Below are 17,485 nucleotides of genomic sequence, written 5' to 3'. Positions count from 1 at the left end.
TCACCCAGATGTTTTCCAGCGGCAGGCCCAGGTCCACCATCAGGTCCAGGCACGCTAGGGCGGCGGCGCCCGCGCCCGAGGTCACGACCTTGACCGACTTGATGTCCTTGCCCACGACCTTGAGGCCGTTGATGAAGGCGGCCGATACCGTGATGGCGGTACCGTGCTGGTCGTCGTGAAAGACCGGGATCTTCATGCGTTCACGGAGCTTGCGCTCGACGGTGAAGCACTCCGGCGCCTTGATGTCTTCCAGGTTGATGCCGCCAAAGGTGGCTTCCAGGCCGGCAATGATCTCGACCAGCTTGTCCGGGTCGGTTTCGTTGATTTCGATGTCGAAGACGTCCAGGCCGGCGAACTTCTTGAACAGCACCGCCTTGCCTTCCATGACCGGCTTGGAGGCCAGCGCGCCGATGTTGCCCAGGCCCAGCACCGCGGTGCCGTTGGTGATCACGCCCACCAGGTTGCCGCGCGCGGTGTAGCGATAGACGTTGGCCGGGTCGGCCACGATCTCTTCACACGCCGACGCCACGCCGGGCGAGTACGCCAGGGCCAGGTCGCGTTGGTTGACGAGCGGCTTGGAGGCCACCACAGAAATCTTTCCCGGGGTGGGGAACTCGTGATAGTCCAGTGCTGCCTGGCGGTCGGAAGGGTTGTTCATGGGGCGGTAGCCTCGCTGTCTTGAATATGCAAAAATTCTAGGCCCCAAGACATAAGACGATCATTCGGATTTAATATTGTCCCATTACCTATACCTTATGGCTCGTCTATGACAGCCTTCGATCCGGATGCCGTCATCCGGAAACTGACCTCGCGCCTGAAGATGCGCCACCTGATGCTGCTGCTACAGATCGAGCAGCACGGGTCGTTGACCCGGGTGGCCGAGCACATGGCCACCAGCCAGCCGGCGGTGACCAACGCCCTGGCCGAACTGGAAAGCATGTTCGACGTGCCGCTCTTCGACCGGTCAGTGCGCGGCATGACGCCTACCGCGCTGGGCGCCGTGGTGCTGGCACGGGCCCGGGGCCTGGTCCACGACCTGGGCCATCTGGTACAGGAAATGGAGGCCGTGGCGGCCGGCCACGCCGCCCACCTGCACATCGGTGTCATCCCCTTCGTGTCGGGCCAGATGCTGTCGGCGGCCATCAGCCGCACGTTGCCGCAAGGCCGCCGCATCACCGCCACCATCCACGAAGGCCAGGGGCCCGCGCTGCTGCGCCAGCTGCGCGACCACACCCTGGACATCGTGGTGGGCTGGGCGACGCCGTCGGTGGACCTGAGCAACATCGACTTCGAAGTGCTGTATCACCAGCAGCCCCGGCTGATCGCAAGCCGCCGCCTGGCCGCGCGGCTGGGCCGGTCCCGGCTGGAATGGAACCGGCTGGCCGACCTGGACTGGATCCTGGGCACGCCGGGCAGCCCCATCCGGGAACAAGTGGCCGACATCTTCCTGCGTGCCGGCCTGCCGCCGCCGCCACCGTCGGTGCAAAGCGATTCGTCCAAACTGATCGGAGAAATGATCGTGGCCAGTGACCGCGCCGTATCGATCCTGCCCGCCGACATCGCCGATGAACTGGTGCGCATCGCGGGCGCCGCCATCGTGCCCTATTCCTTCGACTGGACCCTGCCCCCGATCTCGCTGTTCACCCGAGCAGACGGCCTGCGGCGCAATGTGGACGCGCTGTTCGCATCGGCCTTGCGCGAGGTCTATACCAAGGGCGCGCGGCTGGGCGCGTAGCCAGGTACCGTGCCTGAGCCGCTGGCGTCACCGTGCCCCCTTGGCCTGCCTTCGCCCCTGCCCCGTCGCCACGGGCGGAATGCCAAGAAATGTAAAGGCCGCGTCCGCGCGGGCGCCCGCCCTCCTATACTTGCGGCGCCACGTATCACGCAGGAGGCAAGCCGCTTGTTCACTCATTCGCCACATCACCCGAACCGCCGCGCGCTTGCCCTGATCGCCCTCGCCGCGCTGACCACGCTGTCCGGCTGCAGCTCGCTGCTAAGCGAAGGCACCGGCGCCGCGGCCGGTATCGCCGGCACCGCCATCGCCAACAAAGTCACCGACAACGCGACCGTCGCCACCGGCATTGGCCTGGGCGTGCAGGCGGGCGCCAAAGCCGCGCTGGCCTACGCCCAGCGCAAGACCCGGGGCGAAGAACAAGACGCCATTGCCACCGCCGCCGGGCCACTGGGCGTGGGCGCCGTCGCGCCCTGGAGCGTGAAGCACCAGCTTCCCATCGAAGGCGATGCGCACGGCCAAGTCGCTGTCAGCCGTGCATTTGGCGGCGTGGGCCTGGAATGCAAGGAAGTGGTCTTTTCGATCGACACGCCGGCCGACAAGGCTGGCGACGAACCGTCGCGCGAATTCTTCGTCACGACGGTCTGCCGCGACGGCGCGCAGTGGCGCTGGGCGAACGCCGAACCGGCCACGGCGCGCTGGGGATCGTTGCAGTGATGCGCCGCGCATGCCTGCTGGCGACGCTGGCCGCCGCCGTCGGATTGAGCGGCTGCCAAAGCAGTTCCATCGGTGGCGCGGCGGGCGCCGTGGTGGGCACCGTCAGCGGGGCCGCCACCGCGAATCCCGTTGCCGGCTACGCCATCGGCGTCAGCGTGCAGGCCGCCGTCGACGCCACCGTGAAATACGTGCTGCGCGAGTGGAAGAACGATCAGCAAAACGTGATGGCCAACGCGGCGGGCGAACTGCCCATCGGCCAGGTGCGTCAGTGGCAGATCCGCCATGCGCTGCCGGTCGGCAATGAGCGCGGCGGCATCCAGGTCGTGCGCGACATCGATACCCCGCTGGCGCGCTGCCGCGAAGTGCTGTTCACGGTGGAGCAGGACGATGCGCCTGCACCGGCCTATATCAGCATGATCTGCCGCCAGCCTGACGGGCAATGGAAGTGGGCAGCGGCCGAGCCCTCCGTGGCGCGCTGGAACGGGCTGCAATAGAAGCGGCCTTCCGTTGCAGCGCGTTAAAGTGATTTCGGCTACGCTGCAAGAATCGCGGCTTCGGCCGGCAAGGGAAGGAAAACCATGAAGAAGTTCATTACCTTGAGCGCGGCATTCGCCGCGCTGGCTATCTCGGCGCCCGGCTGGGCCGCTCCCGCTTCCGAAGGCAGCGTCCAGCTGTCGCCGGCACAAATGCAGCGCCTGGACACCGACAAGAACGGCGCGGTCAGCCGAAGCGAATACCAGGCCTTCATGGAAGAGTCTTTCGCCAAGCTGGACGCCAACAAAGACGGCCATCTCAGCAAGAGCGAATTGCCGAATAACCTGTCCGCTGAACAGTTTGCGGCCATGGACGCCAACAAGGACGGCAAGATCAGCCGCGCCGAATTCCTGCAGCAAGTCATGAAGGAATACAAGGGCTGACCGCCCTGGCAAGGCCACGCGCATGCCACCCGGCCAGTTCATCATGCGGCGCAGCGTGCTTGCCGGCGTGCAGGCCGTGGCGGCGTGCAGCGGACACGCCTTTTCGCGGCACACGCACGATCAATTCGGCATTGGCGTGATCCGCGCAGGCGCCCAGGTGTCGCATAGCGGGCGCGGCCGGGTGCAGGCTGGCCCCGGTTACGTCATTACCGTCAACCCGGGCGAGGTCCACGACGGCGCGCCCATCGGTGACGGCACGCGCGCCTGGCAGATGCTGTATCTGGACCCGGCCGTGATCGCGCAAAGCGCGGCCGAGCTGCTGGCAGACGGACGCCGCTACGAATTTGAACACCCCGCCCGGGATCACCCGGCGCTGGCGCGCGATGTGCTGGCGCTTTACGCCCACGTGACGGATGGCGCCGAAACCGGGCTGGCGTGCGACGCGCTGCTGTTGCGCATCGTGGCGGCGGCGCACAGCCCGTACGCGCCGCCGGAAACCGGCCGCGGCGTGCCCGACGCGATACGCCACGCCCGCGCCCTGATCGACGACGACCCCGCCGCCACGATATCGCTGGCCGATCTGGCGGCCGCCAGTGGCCTGAGCCGCTACCAGGTCCTGCGCGCCTTTGCCGGCGCCACGGGCCTGACGCCCCATGCCTACCAGATGCAGCGTCGGCTGCTGGTGGCGCGCCGCCTGATCCGCGAAGGCAAGGCGCTTGCGGACGCCGCCGCGGCGGGCGGTTTTGCCGACCAAAGCCACATGACCCGCCTGTTCGTGCGCACGTACGGCGTGTCTCCCCGGCGCTATGCGCTGGCCGCGCGCTGATCATTTGCGCCGCGTCGGTCCCCCTGCAATTTCATTCAAGACTGGCGCCTCGCCTGCGCCCTACGCTGCGCCTTTCTGACTCTGCGGCGTAGACGGACATGAATGGAAGGATGCAAGGGTATTGCTGCCTGGCGGCGGCCATGGTGCTGGTCGGCAGCACGGTCGTGGCCAGCAAGATCATCGGGACGGGGCTGCCGCCCTTCACCGCGACGGCGCTGCGGTTTGCCATCGCGCTGCCCTGCTTCGCCCTGCTGATGGCCGTCACCGGCGCCCGGATGCCACGCGTGGGCCGGCGCGACTGGCTGTTGCTGGCGGCGCAGGCCATCGCCGGCAGCGTCGGCTACACCACGCTGCTGATCGCAGGGCTGAAGCGCACGTCGGCCGTGGACGGCGGCATCATTCTGGGCACGCTGCCGCTTGTCACCGCCGCCATCGCGATCGTGCTGCTGGGGGAACGCCCGGGCAAGGCCATGCTGGCCGCGATCGCCGCCGCCGGCTTCGGCGTCTGGCTGATGACGCGTCATGCCGCGGCTGCGGGCGGCGCCCCATCATGGACCGGCAACGCGTTGATCCTGGGCGCGGTCCTGTGCGAAGGGCTGTTCATCCTGCTGAACAAACGGCTGCGCATACCGGTTCCCCCGCTTGCGCTCTCCACCGTCATGACGGGTTTCGGGCTGGCGTTTTCGGCGCTGGCGAGCGTGACGGAATCGCCCTGGCAGCTGGACGTGTCCGGCGACGCGCTCATGGCCGTGGCGTACTACGCCGTGGTGCCCACGGTGGGCGGCTTCCTGCTGTGGTACGCCGGCGCCGCCCGCGTGCAAGGATCCGAAGCGGCGCTCTTTACCGCGCTGGCGCCGGCATCGGCGGTCGCGCTCGCGGCGGGCCTGCTGGGGGAACCCCTGACGGGCGCCCAGATCGCCGGGATGGCCTGCGTACTGGGCGCGGTCGCGCTGTTGGGTTGGCCGGGCCGCAGGCGGCCCGCGGAACATCCGGCAGGTGGCTAACCCCGGCTGAACGCCAGCGCGAACTCGTCGGAGAAGATGTCGGCCAACGCATGGCGCAGGGCCGCCGCGCGCTCTGCGCCATAGGCCGCTTCGAAACGGTTCTGCGCGTCTTTCCACAAGCGCTTGGATTCCGCCAGCTTGGCGCGGCCAGCATCCGTCAGCGCCACGCGGCGGCTGCGGCCGTCGCGTTCGTCGCGCGCCGTCCGCACGTAGCCGTCCCGTTCCAGCGGCTTCAGGTTATGCGCCAGCGCGGACCGGTCCAGCACCATGGCGCGCGCCAGGTCCGTCATCGACGGCGTGCCGGCGCGCGCGATGTGGATCAGGATGGAATGCTGCGACACTTTCAGGCCGCAAGGCGCCAATACCGTGTCATACAGCTGCGACACGCGACGGGTCGCTTTGCGGAGGGCGGCGCCGTTGCAGACCAGAGGGTCTGGAACAATGGCGGGGACGGAAGGATCGGCGGCGGACATGGCGGCGGGAACGGCAACGGGAAAGGACAAAGCCATTACGCTACTGCCGGGCCGGACGCGCGTCCAGTTCATTCTTGACAGGTATTGGCATATGCACGTAAATTTTACCGCATCCCGTTCCGGTCACGCCCCATGTCAGCGACGCCTCCGCCACGCCCCGCCAATGCGCGCTTGCAAGCCATGCTTGAGGCGCCCATCGCCCCCACGCTGGCACGCTTGGCATGGCCCAATATTCTGATGATGTCCGCGCAGTCCGCCACCGGCCTGATCGAGACCTGGTTCCTGGCCCGACTGGGCACCTCCGTGCTGGCGGGCGTGGCGCTGGTGGTGCCGGTGCTGTTCCTGATGGGGAACATGTCGCAGGGCGCGATGGGCGGCGGTATTTCCGCCGCCGTGGCGCGCGCGCTGGGCGGTGGCCGCCAACAAGAGGCGGACCAGCTGGTGCTGCACGCCGTGGTGCTGAACGCGCTGTTGGGATTGGTCTTCTGCGTGTTGCTGCTGGTTTTCGGGCCGCAGCTGTATCGCGCCCTGGGCGCCGAAGGCGAAGCACTGGATGCCGCCCTGGCCTACTCCAATGTCATCTTCGGCGGCATCGTCCTGATGTGGCTGATGAATGCGTTCGCCAGCGTCATCCGGGGCACCGGCAACATGCTGGTGCCCGGCGCGGTGATCTGCGGCGGCGCGTTGCTGCTGATCCCGCTGTCGCCATGCCTGATATTCGGCTGGGGGCCGTTCCCCGCGCTGGGCGTGGCGGGCGGCGGGTGGGCGCTCGTCATCTACTACGGCGTGGGCGCGCTGATCCTGGGGGCCTACTGCGCCAGCGGCCGCAACCCCGCGCGGCTTGTCCTCAGCCGGCTGTACCCCAACCTGATGCGCAGCATCCTCAGCGTGGGCGCGCTGGCCACGTTGAACCCCTTGCTGACCAATGCGCTGGTGGCGCTGACGGCGGCCCTGGTCGGCGCCTATGCGGGCACGGCCGCCGTGGCGGGCTACGGCATCGCCGTGCGGCTGGAGTATCTGCTGATTCCCATTGCCTTCGGATTGGGCGCGCCCATGGTCGCCATGGTGGCGTCCAACATCGGCGCGGGCCAGCCCGAACGCGCGATGCGAATCGCGTTGACGGGCGGCGCGATGGCCTTCGTGCTGGCCGAAGCCATCGGGCTGGCGGCCGCGTGCTTCCCTGAAGCGTGGTTGCGGCTGTTCGGCGCCGAAGAACACATGCTGCAAGCCGGCTCCGCGTATCTGCGCACGGTGGGCCCGGTCTACGGCTTCTTTGCGCTGGGATTCTCGATGTACTTCGCTTCGCAAGGCGCGGGCCGGCTGAAATGGCCGTTGGTCGCGGGCTGCCTGCGCCTCTTGACCGCCGTGGGCGCGGGCGGCGTGGCGCTGCACCTGACCGGATCGCTGACGGTGTTCTTCCTGATCGCCGCGGTGGCGATGTGCCTGTACGGCTTGATCATCCTGACGGCCGTCGCTTCCGGCTCGTGGTTCGACCGGGGCCACCTGCGGAACCCCCATCCCGTGGCGCGCCCGTAGCCGCGGGCGCATCGCGCAGCGCGTACGCGACCAGCTCGGCGGCGTAGGCCGGCAGCGCCTCGCGCATGCACAGCACCAGGTCGCGCGCGGCCCAGTCGTCGGCCAGCGCCACGCGCAGCACGCCCGCGGCTCGGCCGTAGCGCATCGCGGCCACGCGCGGCACGATACCGATGCCCACGCCTTGCCCGACCATCCGGCATACCGCGTCGAAACTACGCAGGCGCACGCGGTACGACAGCACTTTTCCGCCGCGCCGCGCATGGTGCGCGATGTGCTCCTGCAACGCGCTGCCCTCCACCAGGCCCACGAACTCCTCCTCCGCCACCTCGGCCAGTGTGACCGCCGAACGGCCCGCCAACGCATGCCCGCGCGGCACGACCAGCGTCAAGGGATCATGGCGGAAAGTCAGCGTGTGCAAACCGTTTAAATCGGCCGAATCGGCCAGCACGCCGATGTCGCACGTGCCCGCGCGCAGCGCATCGGCGATCTCGTGGCTAAGCCGTTCTTCCAGGTCCACCGACACACGCGGATGATCCTTCAGGAAAGCACCCAGCACCGGCGGCAGGTATTCGCTTAGCGCCGTGGTGTTGCATAGCACGCGCACATGGCCTTTCAGCCCGTGGCCGTAATGGTCCAGTTCGCCGCGCATGCGGTCCATCTGGGCCAGCACCACCCGCGCATGGTGGGCCAATGTCCGGCCAGCCGGCGTGGGCTCGACGCCGCGAGGCTCGCGCAGCAGCAAGGGCACGCCCAAGGTGTCTTCCATGCCGCGGATGCGTTCACTGGCAGAAGCCAGCGTCATGTGGGAACGTTTGGCGCCTGCGGTGATGGAGCCGGTTTCCTGCACGTTCAGGAAGAGCCGTAGGTCGGTCAGGTCGAATCGCATTGGGCCAGCGTAGCACGGCGACCCTCAGGCTGGACCATAGGCTGTGTATGCCATTTCCCGATATCGATTGACGGCCATGGCGGCGCAGAATAACGGCAATCTTCCACGAACCCGTTGAACTGAACCGTTAAGGTGACCATGATGACCTTCAATCGATGCGGCCGTCGGTTGCGGTGGACAGGCGTCGCGCTGCTGATACTTGCCGTGCACACCTCAGGCACCGCCATAGCCCAACCGGGCCTTACCGCTTACACCACGCCCGCGCAGAAGTATGCGCTGGCGCTGGAGGCCCAGACCGAAGGAGACGTGCCGGGCATGATGGCCTGGCTGCGCGCCGCCGCGCGCGAAGACCATGCGCCGGCGCAACGCCTGCTGGGCATGGCCCTGATCGGCGGCCCGGCGCTGTACGGCGCGGCCCTGCCTGCGGACCTGTGCGAAGCGCGGCAATGGCTGCTGCGCGCCGCGCGCCAGGACGGCGCGCCGCCAGGGGACGTCGCCTACGCCCTCTTCGGCCGGCCCAGGCAGGCACAACCCTTCCAATGCGAGCGTTCATGAATCCGATGGACCTGCTTCCCGGCGGCCCTCCCACGTTGCTGGCATTGACGGTCGCGGTGTTCATCCTGGCCGGCGTCGTGAAAGGCGTGGTCGGGTTGGGCCTGCCCACCATTTCCATGGCGATGCTGGCCCTGGTCATGGCGCCCGCGCAAGCCGCCGCGCTGCTGATCGTGCCGTCGCTGGTTACCAATCTGTGGCAGGCGCGGCCCTGGCCGACGCTGTTGCCCACCTTGCGCCGCATCGGCGCCATGCAGGCGGGCGTCTGCGTCGGCACGGTCGCCGGCGCGCGATGGCTGGGCGCGCCCAGCGGCCATTGGGCCAGCGTGTACCTGGGGTTGGCGTTGATCGCCTACGCGGGCTGGGGGCTGTTCGGCTCGCCGCTTGGCGTGCCGCGCCGGTACGAACAGGCGCTGGGCGGGGTGGTCGGGGCGATCACGGGCGTGATCACCGCAGCCACGGGCGTGTTCGTGATTCCTGCCGTGCCTTTTCTACAGGCGCTGAACCTGGGCCGGGACGGCCTGATCCAGGCCATGGGCATTTCCTTCACGGTGTCGACGGTGGCCCTGGCGGCGGGGTTGTGGCTGAACGGTGGCTACAGTTCCAGCGCAGCCGGCGCCTCGGTGCTGATGCTGCTGCCCGCGCTGATCGGCATGGCGCTGGGCCAATGGCTGCGCCACCGGCTGTCCCCGCGCACCTTCAAGCTGTGCTTCATGATCAGCCTGGCGCTGCTGGGCGCCTACCAGGTTGCGCAAGGCTTTACGGCATAGCGCCCGGCCCGCGCCCCAAGATCAAGCCGCCAGCCGCCGTTCGTCGACAGAGCCGATCGACACCGACATCTCGCGCCAGCGCGCCAACTCCTGCTGCACCGACTGGATCTTGCCGCGCGCCTGGTCGAACGCGTCACGGCCCAGGAACAGATGCAACGGCGCGTACTGCGCCTGCGCCGCGCTGATCAGCGCTTGCGCGGCCTTCGCCGGATCGCTGCCCGAGGCTTGCAGCAAGGGATCGCGCGCCGGCATGTCGGACGCATCGCCGCGACCCGCCACCGACGCCGCGCGCATGGCGCCCGGATACACCAGCGACACCCGCACGCCCCAGGCCGATGCCTCGGCGGCCAGCGCTTCGGTCAACCCGCTGACCGCGAACTTGGCCGCGCTGTAGGCGCCCCATTCCGCGTGGCCGCCGTCAAAGCCCAGGATCGACGAGATGTTGAACACATGCCCGCTGCGTTGCGCGCGCATGCGGGGCAGCACGGCGCGGATCACATTCAACATGCCAAAGACATTGATGTCGAAGGTGCCGCGCAATGCATCGTCGGACAAGCTGTCCAGGGCGCCTTGCAAGGCGTCGCCGGCATGGTTGACCACCACGTCCACGCCGCCGAACGCGGCGACCGTGGCGGCCACCGCGCGGCGCACGTTGCGTTCGTCGGCCAGGTCCACCGACAAGGGCAGAAACTGCCCTTCCAGCTTGGCCCCCACGGCCTCCAGCAGTGCATCGCCATCACGGGCCGTCGCCGCCACCTTGACCCCTCGGTCCAGCAGCATCTTCACCAGTACCAGGCCCAAGCCCGTCGACGCGCCCGTCACCAACCAGATTTTTTCGGTATTCATGCGATTCCCATCCCTTGCTAGCCTGCATGCTTGCAGCCGTCGGCAAGATGCCGTGCGGCCAGGCCAGGCGAAGCGTTCATGCCCGACACTTCGGCCCTGAGCCTGGTAGGGATATTAAGAATCGTGCGGACCGGCGTACAGGCTCGTTCTTGCGTGAAACCTGCCTATTTCTCCGCTGATGCCCGTTGCGCCGCGCCGCAGCGCACGCGCTCAGCCCAGCGCGCTACGGTAATGCTCGCGGTCGAACGCGGGCGCGGTGTCCTGCGTGACGGCGGCAGGCGCCGTCGGCTCTTCCGCCGCCTGAACGCCGAACAGCGAGAGTTCCGCGTTGACCAATGCCAGTATGAAATTCGCCATGATGACTCCTTGAGTGAAGCGTCCCGGCCGGCGGACTGCGCGCCGGCCTCGGTAAGGACATGAGCGTCATGGTGCGGGCCATGGCGCGCGCCGTCTATTTGCTTTACTCAATGGCGGCGATAAACGCTGGCGATGCCTGCAGGGATCAGCGCCCGAAGCGCCGCCGCTGGCCCGTCTGCCTGACGGCCGCCACCAATGCCTGCACCGCCGGCTCGGCGGAACGCAGATACGCGTAGAACCGCGTCATGGGAAGGTCGGGCATGCCGTCATCCGCCGACAGCGCGCGCAAGCCCTCGCGCAATTGGCTGCGGGCCACGGGAGCCACCGCAAAGCCCGCCAGCGCGGCGGCCAGGCAGCCGGCCATGCTGCCGCTTTCGAATACAGGCGCCCATCCTTGCCGCGTGTGCCCCAATGCCGCGATGGCCGCCTCGCGGTACACGCAAGGCTCCGGGAACACGGCCAACGGCACCTGCCGCCCCGGTTTCCATGGCTTGTCCGCCCCCCAGGCCCACACCAGATCTTCTTCCCACAACAGTTCGCCTTCGTCCTGCACACGCGAACATTGCTTGCCGAAGACCACGTCGAGCTTGCCCCGCGCCTGCTGGCGCAAAAGATCGGCGGTGACGCCTACCTTCAGCTCGATCGAGGCTTCGGGATGCCCACGGTGAAAGGCGTGCAGCACCTCGGCCAGCCACGCGCCCGCGAAATCCTCGGACGAGCCGATGCGCAAGCGCCCCTTCAGGCGCGTGCCGCTCAGCCGGGCCCGCGCCTCGCGTTCCAGATCGACGATGTTGCGCGCATAGGCATACAGCGTCTCACCCGCCGGCGTCACCTCGAAACTGCGCGTGGTACGGTCCAGCAAGGTGGCGCCCGCCAATACCTCCAGCCGCTTGATGTGTCCGCTGACGGCCGACGGCGTCAACGCCAGGGCATCGGCGGCCAACGCAAAGCCGCCGCTGTCCACGACCTCCAGGAACGTGCGCAAGAGCGTCAGGTCCAGCACCGCGCCAGAGGAGTCGTTCAAGGTATCCATGCCTGCCGTCCTTATATTCATGATTTATTGATAATAGATGCCTATTCATCAAGAATCATGACAAGCCGGACCACTATCGTGACAGCTCCGTCACCGAAAGAAGGAACCCGCCATGCCCGCCTACGCCCGCGTCCAGACTCCGTTGCTGGATGTCGCCTACCTGGAATGGAATCCCTCCGGATCCCGCACCGCCGTGCTGTTGCACGGCTGGCCCGACAGCCCTGAAAGCTGGAACACCGTGGCCGCACGCCTTGCGGCGGAAGGCTACCGCGTGCTGTGCCCCGCGCTGCGCGGCTTCGGCCCCACGCGCTTCCGGGACGCCACCACGCCGCGCAGCGGCGAACTCGCGGCCCTGGGGCGCGATCTGCTGGACGTCGTCGACGCGCTGGGCTTGCGGCAACCGCTGCTGGTGGGCCACGACTGGGGCGCGCGCGCCGCGGCCAACGCCTGCGGTCTGCGGCCCGGCGTAGCGGCGCAACTGGTGCTGCTGTCGGTTGGCTACGGCACCAATGATCCGAACCAGACGCTGTCGCTGGCCCAGGCCCGCAACTACTGGTATCACTGGTTCATGGCGACGCCGCGCGGCGCCGAGGCGGTACGCGGCAACCGCCGCGAATTCACCCGCTTCATGTGGGACACCTGGTCCCCTGGCGCCTGGTACGCGCCCCAGGACTTCGACGAAGCGGCGCGGGCGTTCGACAACCCCGACTGGGCCGAGGTGGTGCTGCATTCGTATCGCCACCGCTGGGGGAATGCAGACGGCGACCCCGCTTACTCGGCCGACACGGCCCTGCTGACGCCCGCGCCGGTGTTGACCGTCCCGACGCTGGTGCTGCATGGCGGCGCCGACACCTGCAACCAGCCCGCATCCTCGGAAGGCAAGGAGGCATTCTTCCAGGGCGGCTACGCCCGCCGCGTGCTGGAGGGGGTGGGCCATTTCCCGCAACGCGAGGCACCGCAAGCCGTCGCCGACGCCATCCTGGCGTTCTGCGCCAAAACGGACGCCTGAGCCCGCGGCCGCCCGGACAATCGCCCCTGCTCGGGCTCGACCGGGGCGGCGGCTGGGCAGGCTGCCTCGGAATGGCGGATAATCCCTCTGTTTCCCGCCGCGGCAAGCGGCGGATTTTAGTGGGCGCGCAGCGCCCGACAGCATTCGGAGTCAGCTATGTATCGCGGCATTCAGGCGATTGAACAATTCATGGAATCCATCGGCCTGACCTGGCGCCCCGGCTCGACCGAAAGCGCCGAACTGCGCGTCAGCTACCGCATCGGCAACACTCGCCCCCTGGGCATCGACCGCACGCTGGTCGAGTTCCACTGCGATGCCCGCCGCGCCAAAGTCTGGGTGCCGGAGTTTTCCCGCACCAGCTTCCACCAGTGGTTCGAAGTGCCGCTTCAAGATTTCGAGTTCACGCCGGGCGGCTCGATGCTGAAGATCAAGGCCGCCGCACGCGGCAACGCGCCTCCGTACAGCGTGGGGATCAAGCCGCTGGCTTGAACGGGTTCTGACTAAGCGCGATGGCCACCCAAGGGTGGCCTTTTTGCTGCCGCATCACTGCGCTGGCGCCAGCGTACCGATCCGTTTGTACATGATCGTCGTGGCATCCAGCTTGCCCGCGTCATGCGGATCGCGGCTGAAATCGGGGATCCGTCCGACCGCTACATAACCCAACGATGCGTATAGCGGTTCGGCGCTGTCGCCGCTGCGCGTATCCAGCGTGAGCAGGCTGCGGCCGATGCGGGCCGCGTGGGCTTCCGCCTCGCGCATCAAGCGGCGGGCGATGCCGCGACGGCGGAAATCGGGGTGCACCAGCAGTTTGCGCACCTCGGCGCGATGCGGCTGGTTGGGCGGCGTGTCGCTGTCCAATTGCACCGATCCCGCGATGCGGCCGTCTTGCTGCGCCACCCACAACGCGAGTTTGCCGCCGGGCAGCGCCGGCAGGATCTTGGTGCGCCAGAAGGCTTGCGCGTCGTCGGGCGAATACGGCAGGACGAAACTGACGCTGGCCCCGCCCTGCACGCAGGCATGCAGCAGTTCGCCCAGCGCGGGCAGATTGGCTGCGGCGTCTTCCGCCGTCAGCAGGGTCAATTCAAGGGTAGCGTGGTGGTCGGACATGGCAGTTCAGACGATGAAGAGCAGGTAGCGGGCGCCGCGATGCGGCGGTGTGATGAAAAGGCTGGCGCCGAACAATTGATAGCGCAGGCAATCGCCCGGCGCCAAGGCATGGGTCTGGCCGTCGACAGTGATGTGCAACTCGCCTTCCAGCATCAGCAAATGGTGCTCAAGGCCCGGCCGCGGCGAATGGTCATAGGTGATGCGCGCGCCGGCCGCCAGTTCGCAGGCCAGCACTTCGCCCGCCAACTGCTGCGCGGGCGGCGACACCGAACGCCGGCGGAAGCCCGCGCTGTCATCGACCCACACGGTCTGTTCGCGTTCGGGCACCAGCGGCACGAAATCGTCTTCCACCATCATCATCAGCCGCGACATCGTGAGGCCATGGGCCGCGCACAGCTTGCCCAGCACGCTGGCGGTAGGGCTGACGTCGGCGTTTTCCAGCCGCGACAGCGTGGCGCGACTGACGCCGGCCAGGCCGGCCAATTCATCCAGGGACCAGCCGCGCTCTTGCCGCAGCGCCTTCAACCGCTGGGCGATACGCCGGTCCAGATCGGCATCGATTGGCGTGTTTTCCATATTCGGGAATTTATTCCAAATATGGAAAATCTTCAAGACCCAGCCGGCCGGGGTTTTTTCGGCACAATACGGGCATGCTTTTGGCCAAACCCCTACTTATGACCGCCCTCTGCCTTTCGTTTTTAAGCGGATGCAGCCTGCCTCCGCTGGACAAGCGCAACGAATCCCGGACGCTGACGCCCGAGCAATCGGCCGCCACCTCATTGGGCCGCGGCATTACGCCACTGGCGGCGGCCCACCCCGGCAAGTCGGGCATCCACCCGCTCTCCAACCCGTATGACGCCTTCGCCGCCCGCATGATGCTGGCGCACGTCGCCGAGCGCAGCCTGGACGTGCAGTACTACATCTGGCACGACGACATGACGGGCACGATGCTGCTGGAAGCCCTGCACGCGGCGGCCGGCCGCGGCGTGCGCGTGCGCCTGCTGCTGGACGACAACGGCCCGGCGGGTCTTGACACGGTGCTGGCCGCGATGGACGAACACCCCAATATCGAAGTCCGCCTGTACAACCCCTTTGTGCTGCGCTGGCCAAAGCCGCTGGGATATGTCACGGACTTCAGCCGCCTGAATCGGCGCATGCATAACAAGTCCTTCACGGCGGACAACCAGGCCACCATCATTGGCGGCCGCAATATTGGCGACGAGTACTTCGGCGCAACCAACGGCGTGTTGTTCACGGACCTGGACGTGCTGGCGATCGGCGCGGCCGTCAACGACGTATCGACGGACTTCGACCGATACTGGGCCAGCGAGTCCGCCTACCCCGTGGACCGGCTATTGAAGAAAGCGGAACCCGGCGCCCTGGCCGCGCTGGAACAACGCGCCGGCAAGGTGGAAAAGTCGCCCGAGGCCGCCACCTACGCCGACGCCATGAGGCAACTTCCGTTCATCCGGCAGCTGCTGCAAGGCGATCTCAGCCTGGAATGGGCCAACACCCGCATGGTCAGCGACGACCCGCGCAAGACGCTGGGCACCGCGCCGCCCGAAGCGATGCTGCCGCACCAGCTGCATGAAATCATCGGCGCGCCGACGACCAACCTGGAACTGGTGTCGCCGTATTTCGTGCCCACCGCGGCCGGCACGGAAGCCTTCGCGAAATTGGCCAAAAGTGGCGTCAAGGTGCAGGTGCTGACCAATGCCCTGGAAGCGACCGACGTCGCCGTGGTGCATTCCGGCTACGCCAAGCGCCGCAAGGACCTGCTGGCCAGCGGCGTGGAATTGTTCGAGATGAAGCGCATGTCGGGCGAGGTCGAGCGCAACAAGAGCATGGGCCCCTTCGGCAGCTCGGGTTCCAGCCTGCATGCCAAGACGTTTGCCGTGGACGGCCAGCGCATCTTCGTCGGGTCGTTCAACTTCGACCCGCGCTCGGCCACCTTGAACACGGAACTGGGTTTCGTGATCGACAGCCCGACGCTGGCGCGCCGCATCGCCGACGCCTTCAAGCAGGACCTTCCCGACGTGGCCTACCGCGTCTGCCTGGACGACAAGGGCGACCTGTACTGGCTGGAGCAGCGCAACGGGGAAACCCTTCGCCACGACACCGAACCGGGCACCACCGCGTGGAAGCGGTTTTCCGTCTGGTTCGTATCGCTGCTGCCGCTGGAGCCGTTGCTATGAGCACCGCGCAACAAGCGGAGTTCGCCTGACGGCGAGCAGGCGTAGACTGGTTTTTCCCTATTTCCTGCCTGGCCGCCCCGACGTCATGGATGCCCTGCCCGCCCCCTCCTTGCCGGACCTAGATTGGGTCCGGATCGCCGAATCGCTGGATGCGCATGGCAACGCCATCGCGCCGGGGCTGCTGACGCCCGCGCAATGCGCGTCGCTTGCGGCCGGCTATTCGGCGACGGATGGCTACCGCAGCCGTATCGTGATGGCGCGGCATGGCTTCGGCCGCGGCGAATACAAGTACTTTTCCTATCCGCTGCCGCCATTGCTGGCGCATCTGCGCACCGCCTTGTATCCACGGCTGGCGCCGATCGCGAACCGGTGGAACCGGCAATTGGGTATCGCCGTGCAGTATCCGGCCGATCATGCGGCCTTCCTGCAGCGCTGCCACGACGCTGGCCAACGCCGACCCACCCCGCTGATTTTGGAATATGGCCCGGGCGACTACAACTGCCTGCATCAAGACCTGTATGGCGAACACGTGTTTCCCTTGCAGGTGGCGGTGCTCTTGTCGCGCCCCGGCGTGGATTTCACGGGAGGGGAATTCGTGATGACGGAAACCAGCAGCCGCGAGCAGCGGGCGGACGTGCTGCCGCTGCAACAGGGCGACGCGCTGATTTTCACCGTGAACCAGCGGCCGGTGCCCGGTGCGCGGGGTTGGCGCAGGACCGCCATGCGGCACGGCGTCAGTGCCTTGCGCAGCGGCCGGCGCCACACGCTGGGCCTGATCTTCCACGACGCGCAATGAGCATGACGCTGGATCTGTTTGGCGACCACGACACCGCGCAAAGCGGACGCGAGGCGATCGGCCCCCAATCGTTCGTGTTGCGCGGATTCGCGCTGCCGTTCGTCGACGCGCTGCTACAAGGGGTGGACGCCGTGACCACGCAATCGCCCTTCCGGCACATGCAGACGCCGGGCGGCTACACCATGTCGGTGGCGCTGACCAATTGCGGGCAATGGGGCTGGACGACGGACGCACACGGCTACCGCTATGCGCGCATCGACCCGCTGTCCGGCCAGCCCTGGCCGGACCTGCCGCCCGCCTTCCTGGCGTTGGCGCGGGCCGCGGCGGCCGATGCCGGTTTTCCCGGTTTTACGCCGGACGCCTGCCTGGTCAACCGGTACGAGCCGGGGGCGCGCCTGTCGCTGCACCAGGACAAGAACGAACGCGACTACAGCGCGCCCATCGTCTCCGTGTCGCTTGGCATGCCCGCCGTCTTCCTGTTCGGCGGCAACGAACGTTCGGACAAAACCCTGCGCGTGCCCTTGCTGCACGGCGACGTGGTGGTCTGGGGCGGCGTGGACCGGCTGCGGTATCACGGCGTGATGCCGATGAAGGATCTACCGCACCCCAAGCTGGGCAGCCAGCGGATCAATTTCACCTTGCGCAAGGCAGGTTGAACGCTGGCCCCCGGGCGCATGAGGGTTCCCCGCGTCTGGTCGGCCGTGCGCGGCGGCCCTACTATGTCGCACC

The 17,485-nt window shown here is 67.6% G+C and carries 21 protein-coding genes and 1 pseudogene; 14 read left to right on the top strand and 8 right to left on the bottom strand.

What is annotated here, in order from left to right:
* Positions 1-658 (bottom strand): annotated as a pseudogene (locus CQ050_RS08140) (NADP-dependent malic enzyme); the annotation flags it as partial.
* A gap of 108 nt (positions 659-766) precedes the next feature.
* Here CQ050_RS08140 and CQ050_RS08135 point away from each other — a divergent pair.
* The 6 genes from CQ050_RS08135 to CQ050_RS08110 all read left to right on the top strand — a co-directional run bounded on the left by CQ050_RS08135 (position 767) and on the right by CQ050_RS08110 (position 5,196).
* Complete coding sequence (locus CQ050_RS08135; protein ID WP_105556289.1) at positions 767-1,735, top strand: LysR substrate-binding domain-containing protein; 969 nt, start codon at positions 767-769, stop codon at positions 1,733-1,735.
* Positions 1,736-1,900: 165 nt separating this feature from the next.
* On the top strand, positions 1,901-2,449 hold the full coding sequence (locus CQ050_RS08130) for a hypothetical protein (protein WP_105556288.1): 549 nt from the start codon (positions 1,901-1,903) through the stop codon (positions 2,447-2,449).
* A complete protein-coding gene (locus CQ050_RS08125; RefSeq protein WP_105556321.1) occupies positions 2,449-2,943 on the top strand; it encodes a hypothetical protein in 495 nt (164 codons plus the stop codon). The genes CQ050_RS08130 and CQ050_RS08125 overlap by 1 nt, the downstream gene beginning before the upstream one ends.
* Before the next feature lie 84 nt (positions 2,944-3,027).
* Positions 3,028-3,366: an EF-hand domain-containing protein gene (locus CQ050_RS08120; RefSeq protein ID WP_105556287.1), complete on the top strand. Its 339-nt coding sequence runs from the start codon at positions 3,028-3,030 to the stop codon at positions 3,364-3,366.
* 22 nt (positions 3,367-3,388) lie between these two features.
* On the top strand, positions 3,389-4,192 hold the full coding sequence (locus CQ050_RS08115) for an AraC family transcriptional regulator (protein WP_105556286.1): 804 nt from the start codon (positions 3,389-3,391) through the stop codon (positions 4,190-4,192).
* 98 nt (positions 4,193-4,290) lie between these two features.
* Positions 4,291-5,196, top strand: a complete 906-nt coding sequence (locus tag CQ050_RS08110) for a DMT family transporter (RefSeq protein WP_105556285.1) — start codon at positions 4,291-4,293, stop codon at positions 5,194-5,196.
* On the opposite strand, the gene CQ050_RS08105 is transcribed toward CQ050_RS08110, so the two are convergent.
* Positions 5,193-5,669 (bottom strand): MarR family winged helix-turn-helix transcriptional regulator, encoded by a 477-nt coding sequence (locus CQ050_RS08105; RefSeq protein WP_105556320.1) that lies wholly within the window; start codon positions 5,667-5,669, stop codon positions 5,193-5,195. The genes CQ050_RS08110 and CQ050_RS08105 overlap by 4 nt on opposite strands.
* A 132-nt stretch (positions 5,670-5,801) precedes the next feature.
* Here CQ050_RS08105 and CQ050_RS08100 point away from each other — a divergent pair, with 132 nt between their 5' ends.
* Positions 5,802-7,205, top strand: coding sequence for an MATE family efflux transporter (locus CQ050_RS08100; protein ID WP_199196753.1), 1,404 nt, complete (start codon positions 5,802-5,804; stop codon positions 7,203-7,205).
* Here the strand turns inward: CQ050_RS08100 and CQ050_RS08095 are convergent.
* A complete protein-coding gene (locus tag CQ050_RS08095; RefSeq protein ID WP_105556284.1) occupies positions 7,126-8,091 on the bottom strand; it encodes a LysR substrate-binding domain-containing protein in 966 nt (321 codons plus the stop codon). The genes CQ050_RS08100 and CQ050_RS08095 overlap by 80 nt on opposite strands.
* Positions 8,092-8,232: 141 nt before the next feature.
* Between CQ050_RS08095 and CQ050_RS08090 the strand changes: the two genes are divergently transcribed.
* Positions 8,233-8,646, top strand: a complete 414-nt coding sequence (locus CQ050_RS08090; RefSeq protein ID WP_369868259.1) for a sel1 repeat family protein — start codon at positions 8,233-8,235, stop codon at positions 8,644-8,646.
* The gene (locus tag CQ050_RS08085; protein ID WP_105556283.1) at positions 8,643-9,413 is read left to right on the top strand and encodes a sulfite exporter TauE/SafE family protein; all 771 of its coding nucleotides are present in this window, start codon (positions 8,643-8,645) and stop codon (positions 9,411-9,413) included. The genes CQ050_RS08090 and CQ050_RS08085 overlap by 4 nt, the downstream gene beginning before the upstream one ends.
* Before the next feature lie 21 nt (positions 9,414-9,434).
* Here CQ050_RS08085 and CQ050_RS08080 read toward each other — a convergent pair whose 3' ends face one another.
* The 3 genes from CQ050_RS08080 to CQ050_RS08075 form a co-directional block, all read right to left on the bottom strand.
* Entirely contained in the window at positions 9,435-10,259 is an 825-nt protein-coding gene (locus tag CQ050_RS08080; RefSeq protein WP_105556282.1) for an SDR family NAD(P)-dependent oxidoreductase, read from the bottom strand.
* 210 nt (positions 10,260-10,469) lie between these two features.
* Positions 10,470-10,616, bottom strand: a complete 147-nt coding sequence (locus tag CQ050_RS30940) for a hypothetical protein (protein WP_199196752.1) — start codon at positions 10,614-10,616, stop codon at positions 10,470-10,472.
* 145 nt (positions 10,617-10,761) lie between these two features.
* Positions 10,762-11,649: a LysR family transcriptional regulator gene (locus CQ050_RS08075; RefSeq protein ID WP_105556281.1), complete on the bottom strand. Its 888-nt coding sequence runs from the start codon at positions 11,647-11,649 to the stop codon at positions 10,762-10,764.
* A 112-nt stretch (positions 11,650-11,761) separates the two neighbouring features.
* Between CQ050_RS08075 and CQ050_RS08070 the strand changes: the two genes are divergently transcribed.
* Positions 11,762-12,658 (top strand): alpha/beta fold hydrolase, encoded by an 897-nt coding sequence (locus tag CQ050_RS08070; protein WP_105556280.1) that lies wholly within the window; start codon positions 11,762-11,764, stop codon positions 12,656-12,658.
* Between the two features lie 156 nt (positions 12,659-12,814).
* A complete protein-coding gene (locus CQ050_RS08065; RefSeq protein WP_006222567.1) occupies positions 12,815-13,147 on the top strand; it encodes a hypothetical protein in 333 nt (110 codons plus the stop codon).
* Between the two features lie 54 nt (positions 13,148-13,201).
* Here the strand turns inward: CQ050_RS08065 and CQ050_RS08060 are convergent, their stop codons facing one another.
* Both CQ050_RS08060 and CQ050_RS08055 read right to left on the bottom strand, forming a co-directional pair.
* Complete coding sequence (locus CQ050_RS08060; protein WP_105556279.1) at positions 13,202-13,765, bottom strand: GNAT family N-acetyltransferase; 564 nt, start codon at positions 13,763-13,765, stop codon at positions 13,202-13,204.
* 6 nt (positions 13,766-13,771) lie between these two features.
* Positions 13,772-14,341, bottom strand: a complete 570-nt coding sequence (locus CQ050_RS08055) for a helix-turn-helix domain-containing protein (RefSeq protein ID WP_105556278.1) — start codon at positions 14,339-14,341, stop codon at positions 13,772-13,774.
* Between the two features lie 74 nt (positions 14,342-14,415).
* Here CQ050_RS08055 and CQ050_RS08050 point away from each other — a divergent pair, with 74 nt between their 5' ends.
* From CQ050_RS08050 to alkB, 3 genes are all read left to right on the top strand, one after another.
* Entirely contained in the window at positions 14,416-15,960 is a 1,545-nt protein-coding gene (locus CQ050_RS08050; RefSeq protein ID WP_105556277.1) for a phospholipase D family protein, read from the top strand.
* Positions 15,961-16,045: 85 nt separating this feature from the next.
* Positions 16,046-16,756 (top strand): 2OG-Fe(II) oxygenase, encoded by a 711-nt coding sequence (locus CQ050_RS08045; RefSeq protein ID WP_105556276.1) that lies wholly within the window; start codon positions 16,046-16,048, stop codon positions 16,754-16,756.
* Between the two features lie 2 nt (positions 16,757-16,758).
* Positions 16,759-17,412 (top strand): DNA oxidative demethylase AlkB, encoded by a 654-nt coding sequence (gene alkB, locus CQ050_RS08040; protein WP_199196761.1) that lies wholly within the window; start codon positions 16,759-16,761, stop codon positions 17,410-17,412.
* Positions 17,413-17,485: the final 73 nt, after the last annotated feature.

This window comes from Achromobacter sp. MYb9 (assembly GCF_002975275.1).
In the GTDB taxonomy this organism is placed as follows: domain Bacteria; phylum Pseudomonadota; class Gammaproteobacteria; order Burkholderiales; family Burkholderiaceae_B; genus Achromobacter.
The sequence above is the reverse complement of the archived record's forward strand: the minus strand, read 5'-3'. Positions and strand labels throughout refer to the sequence as shown.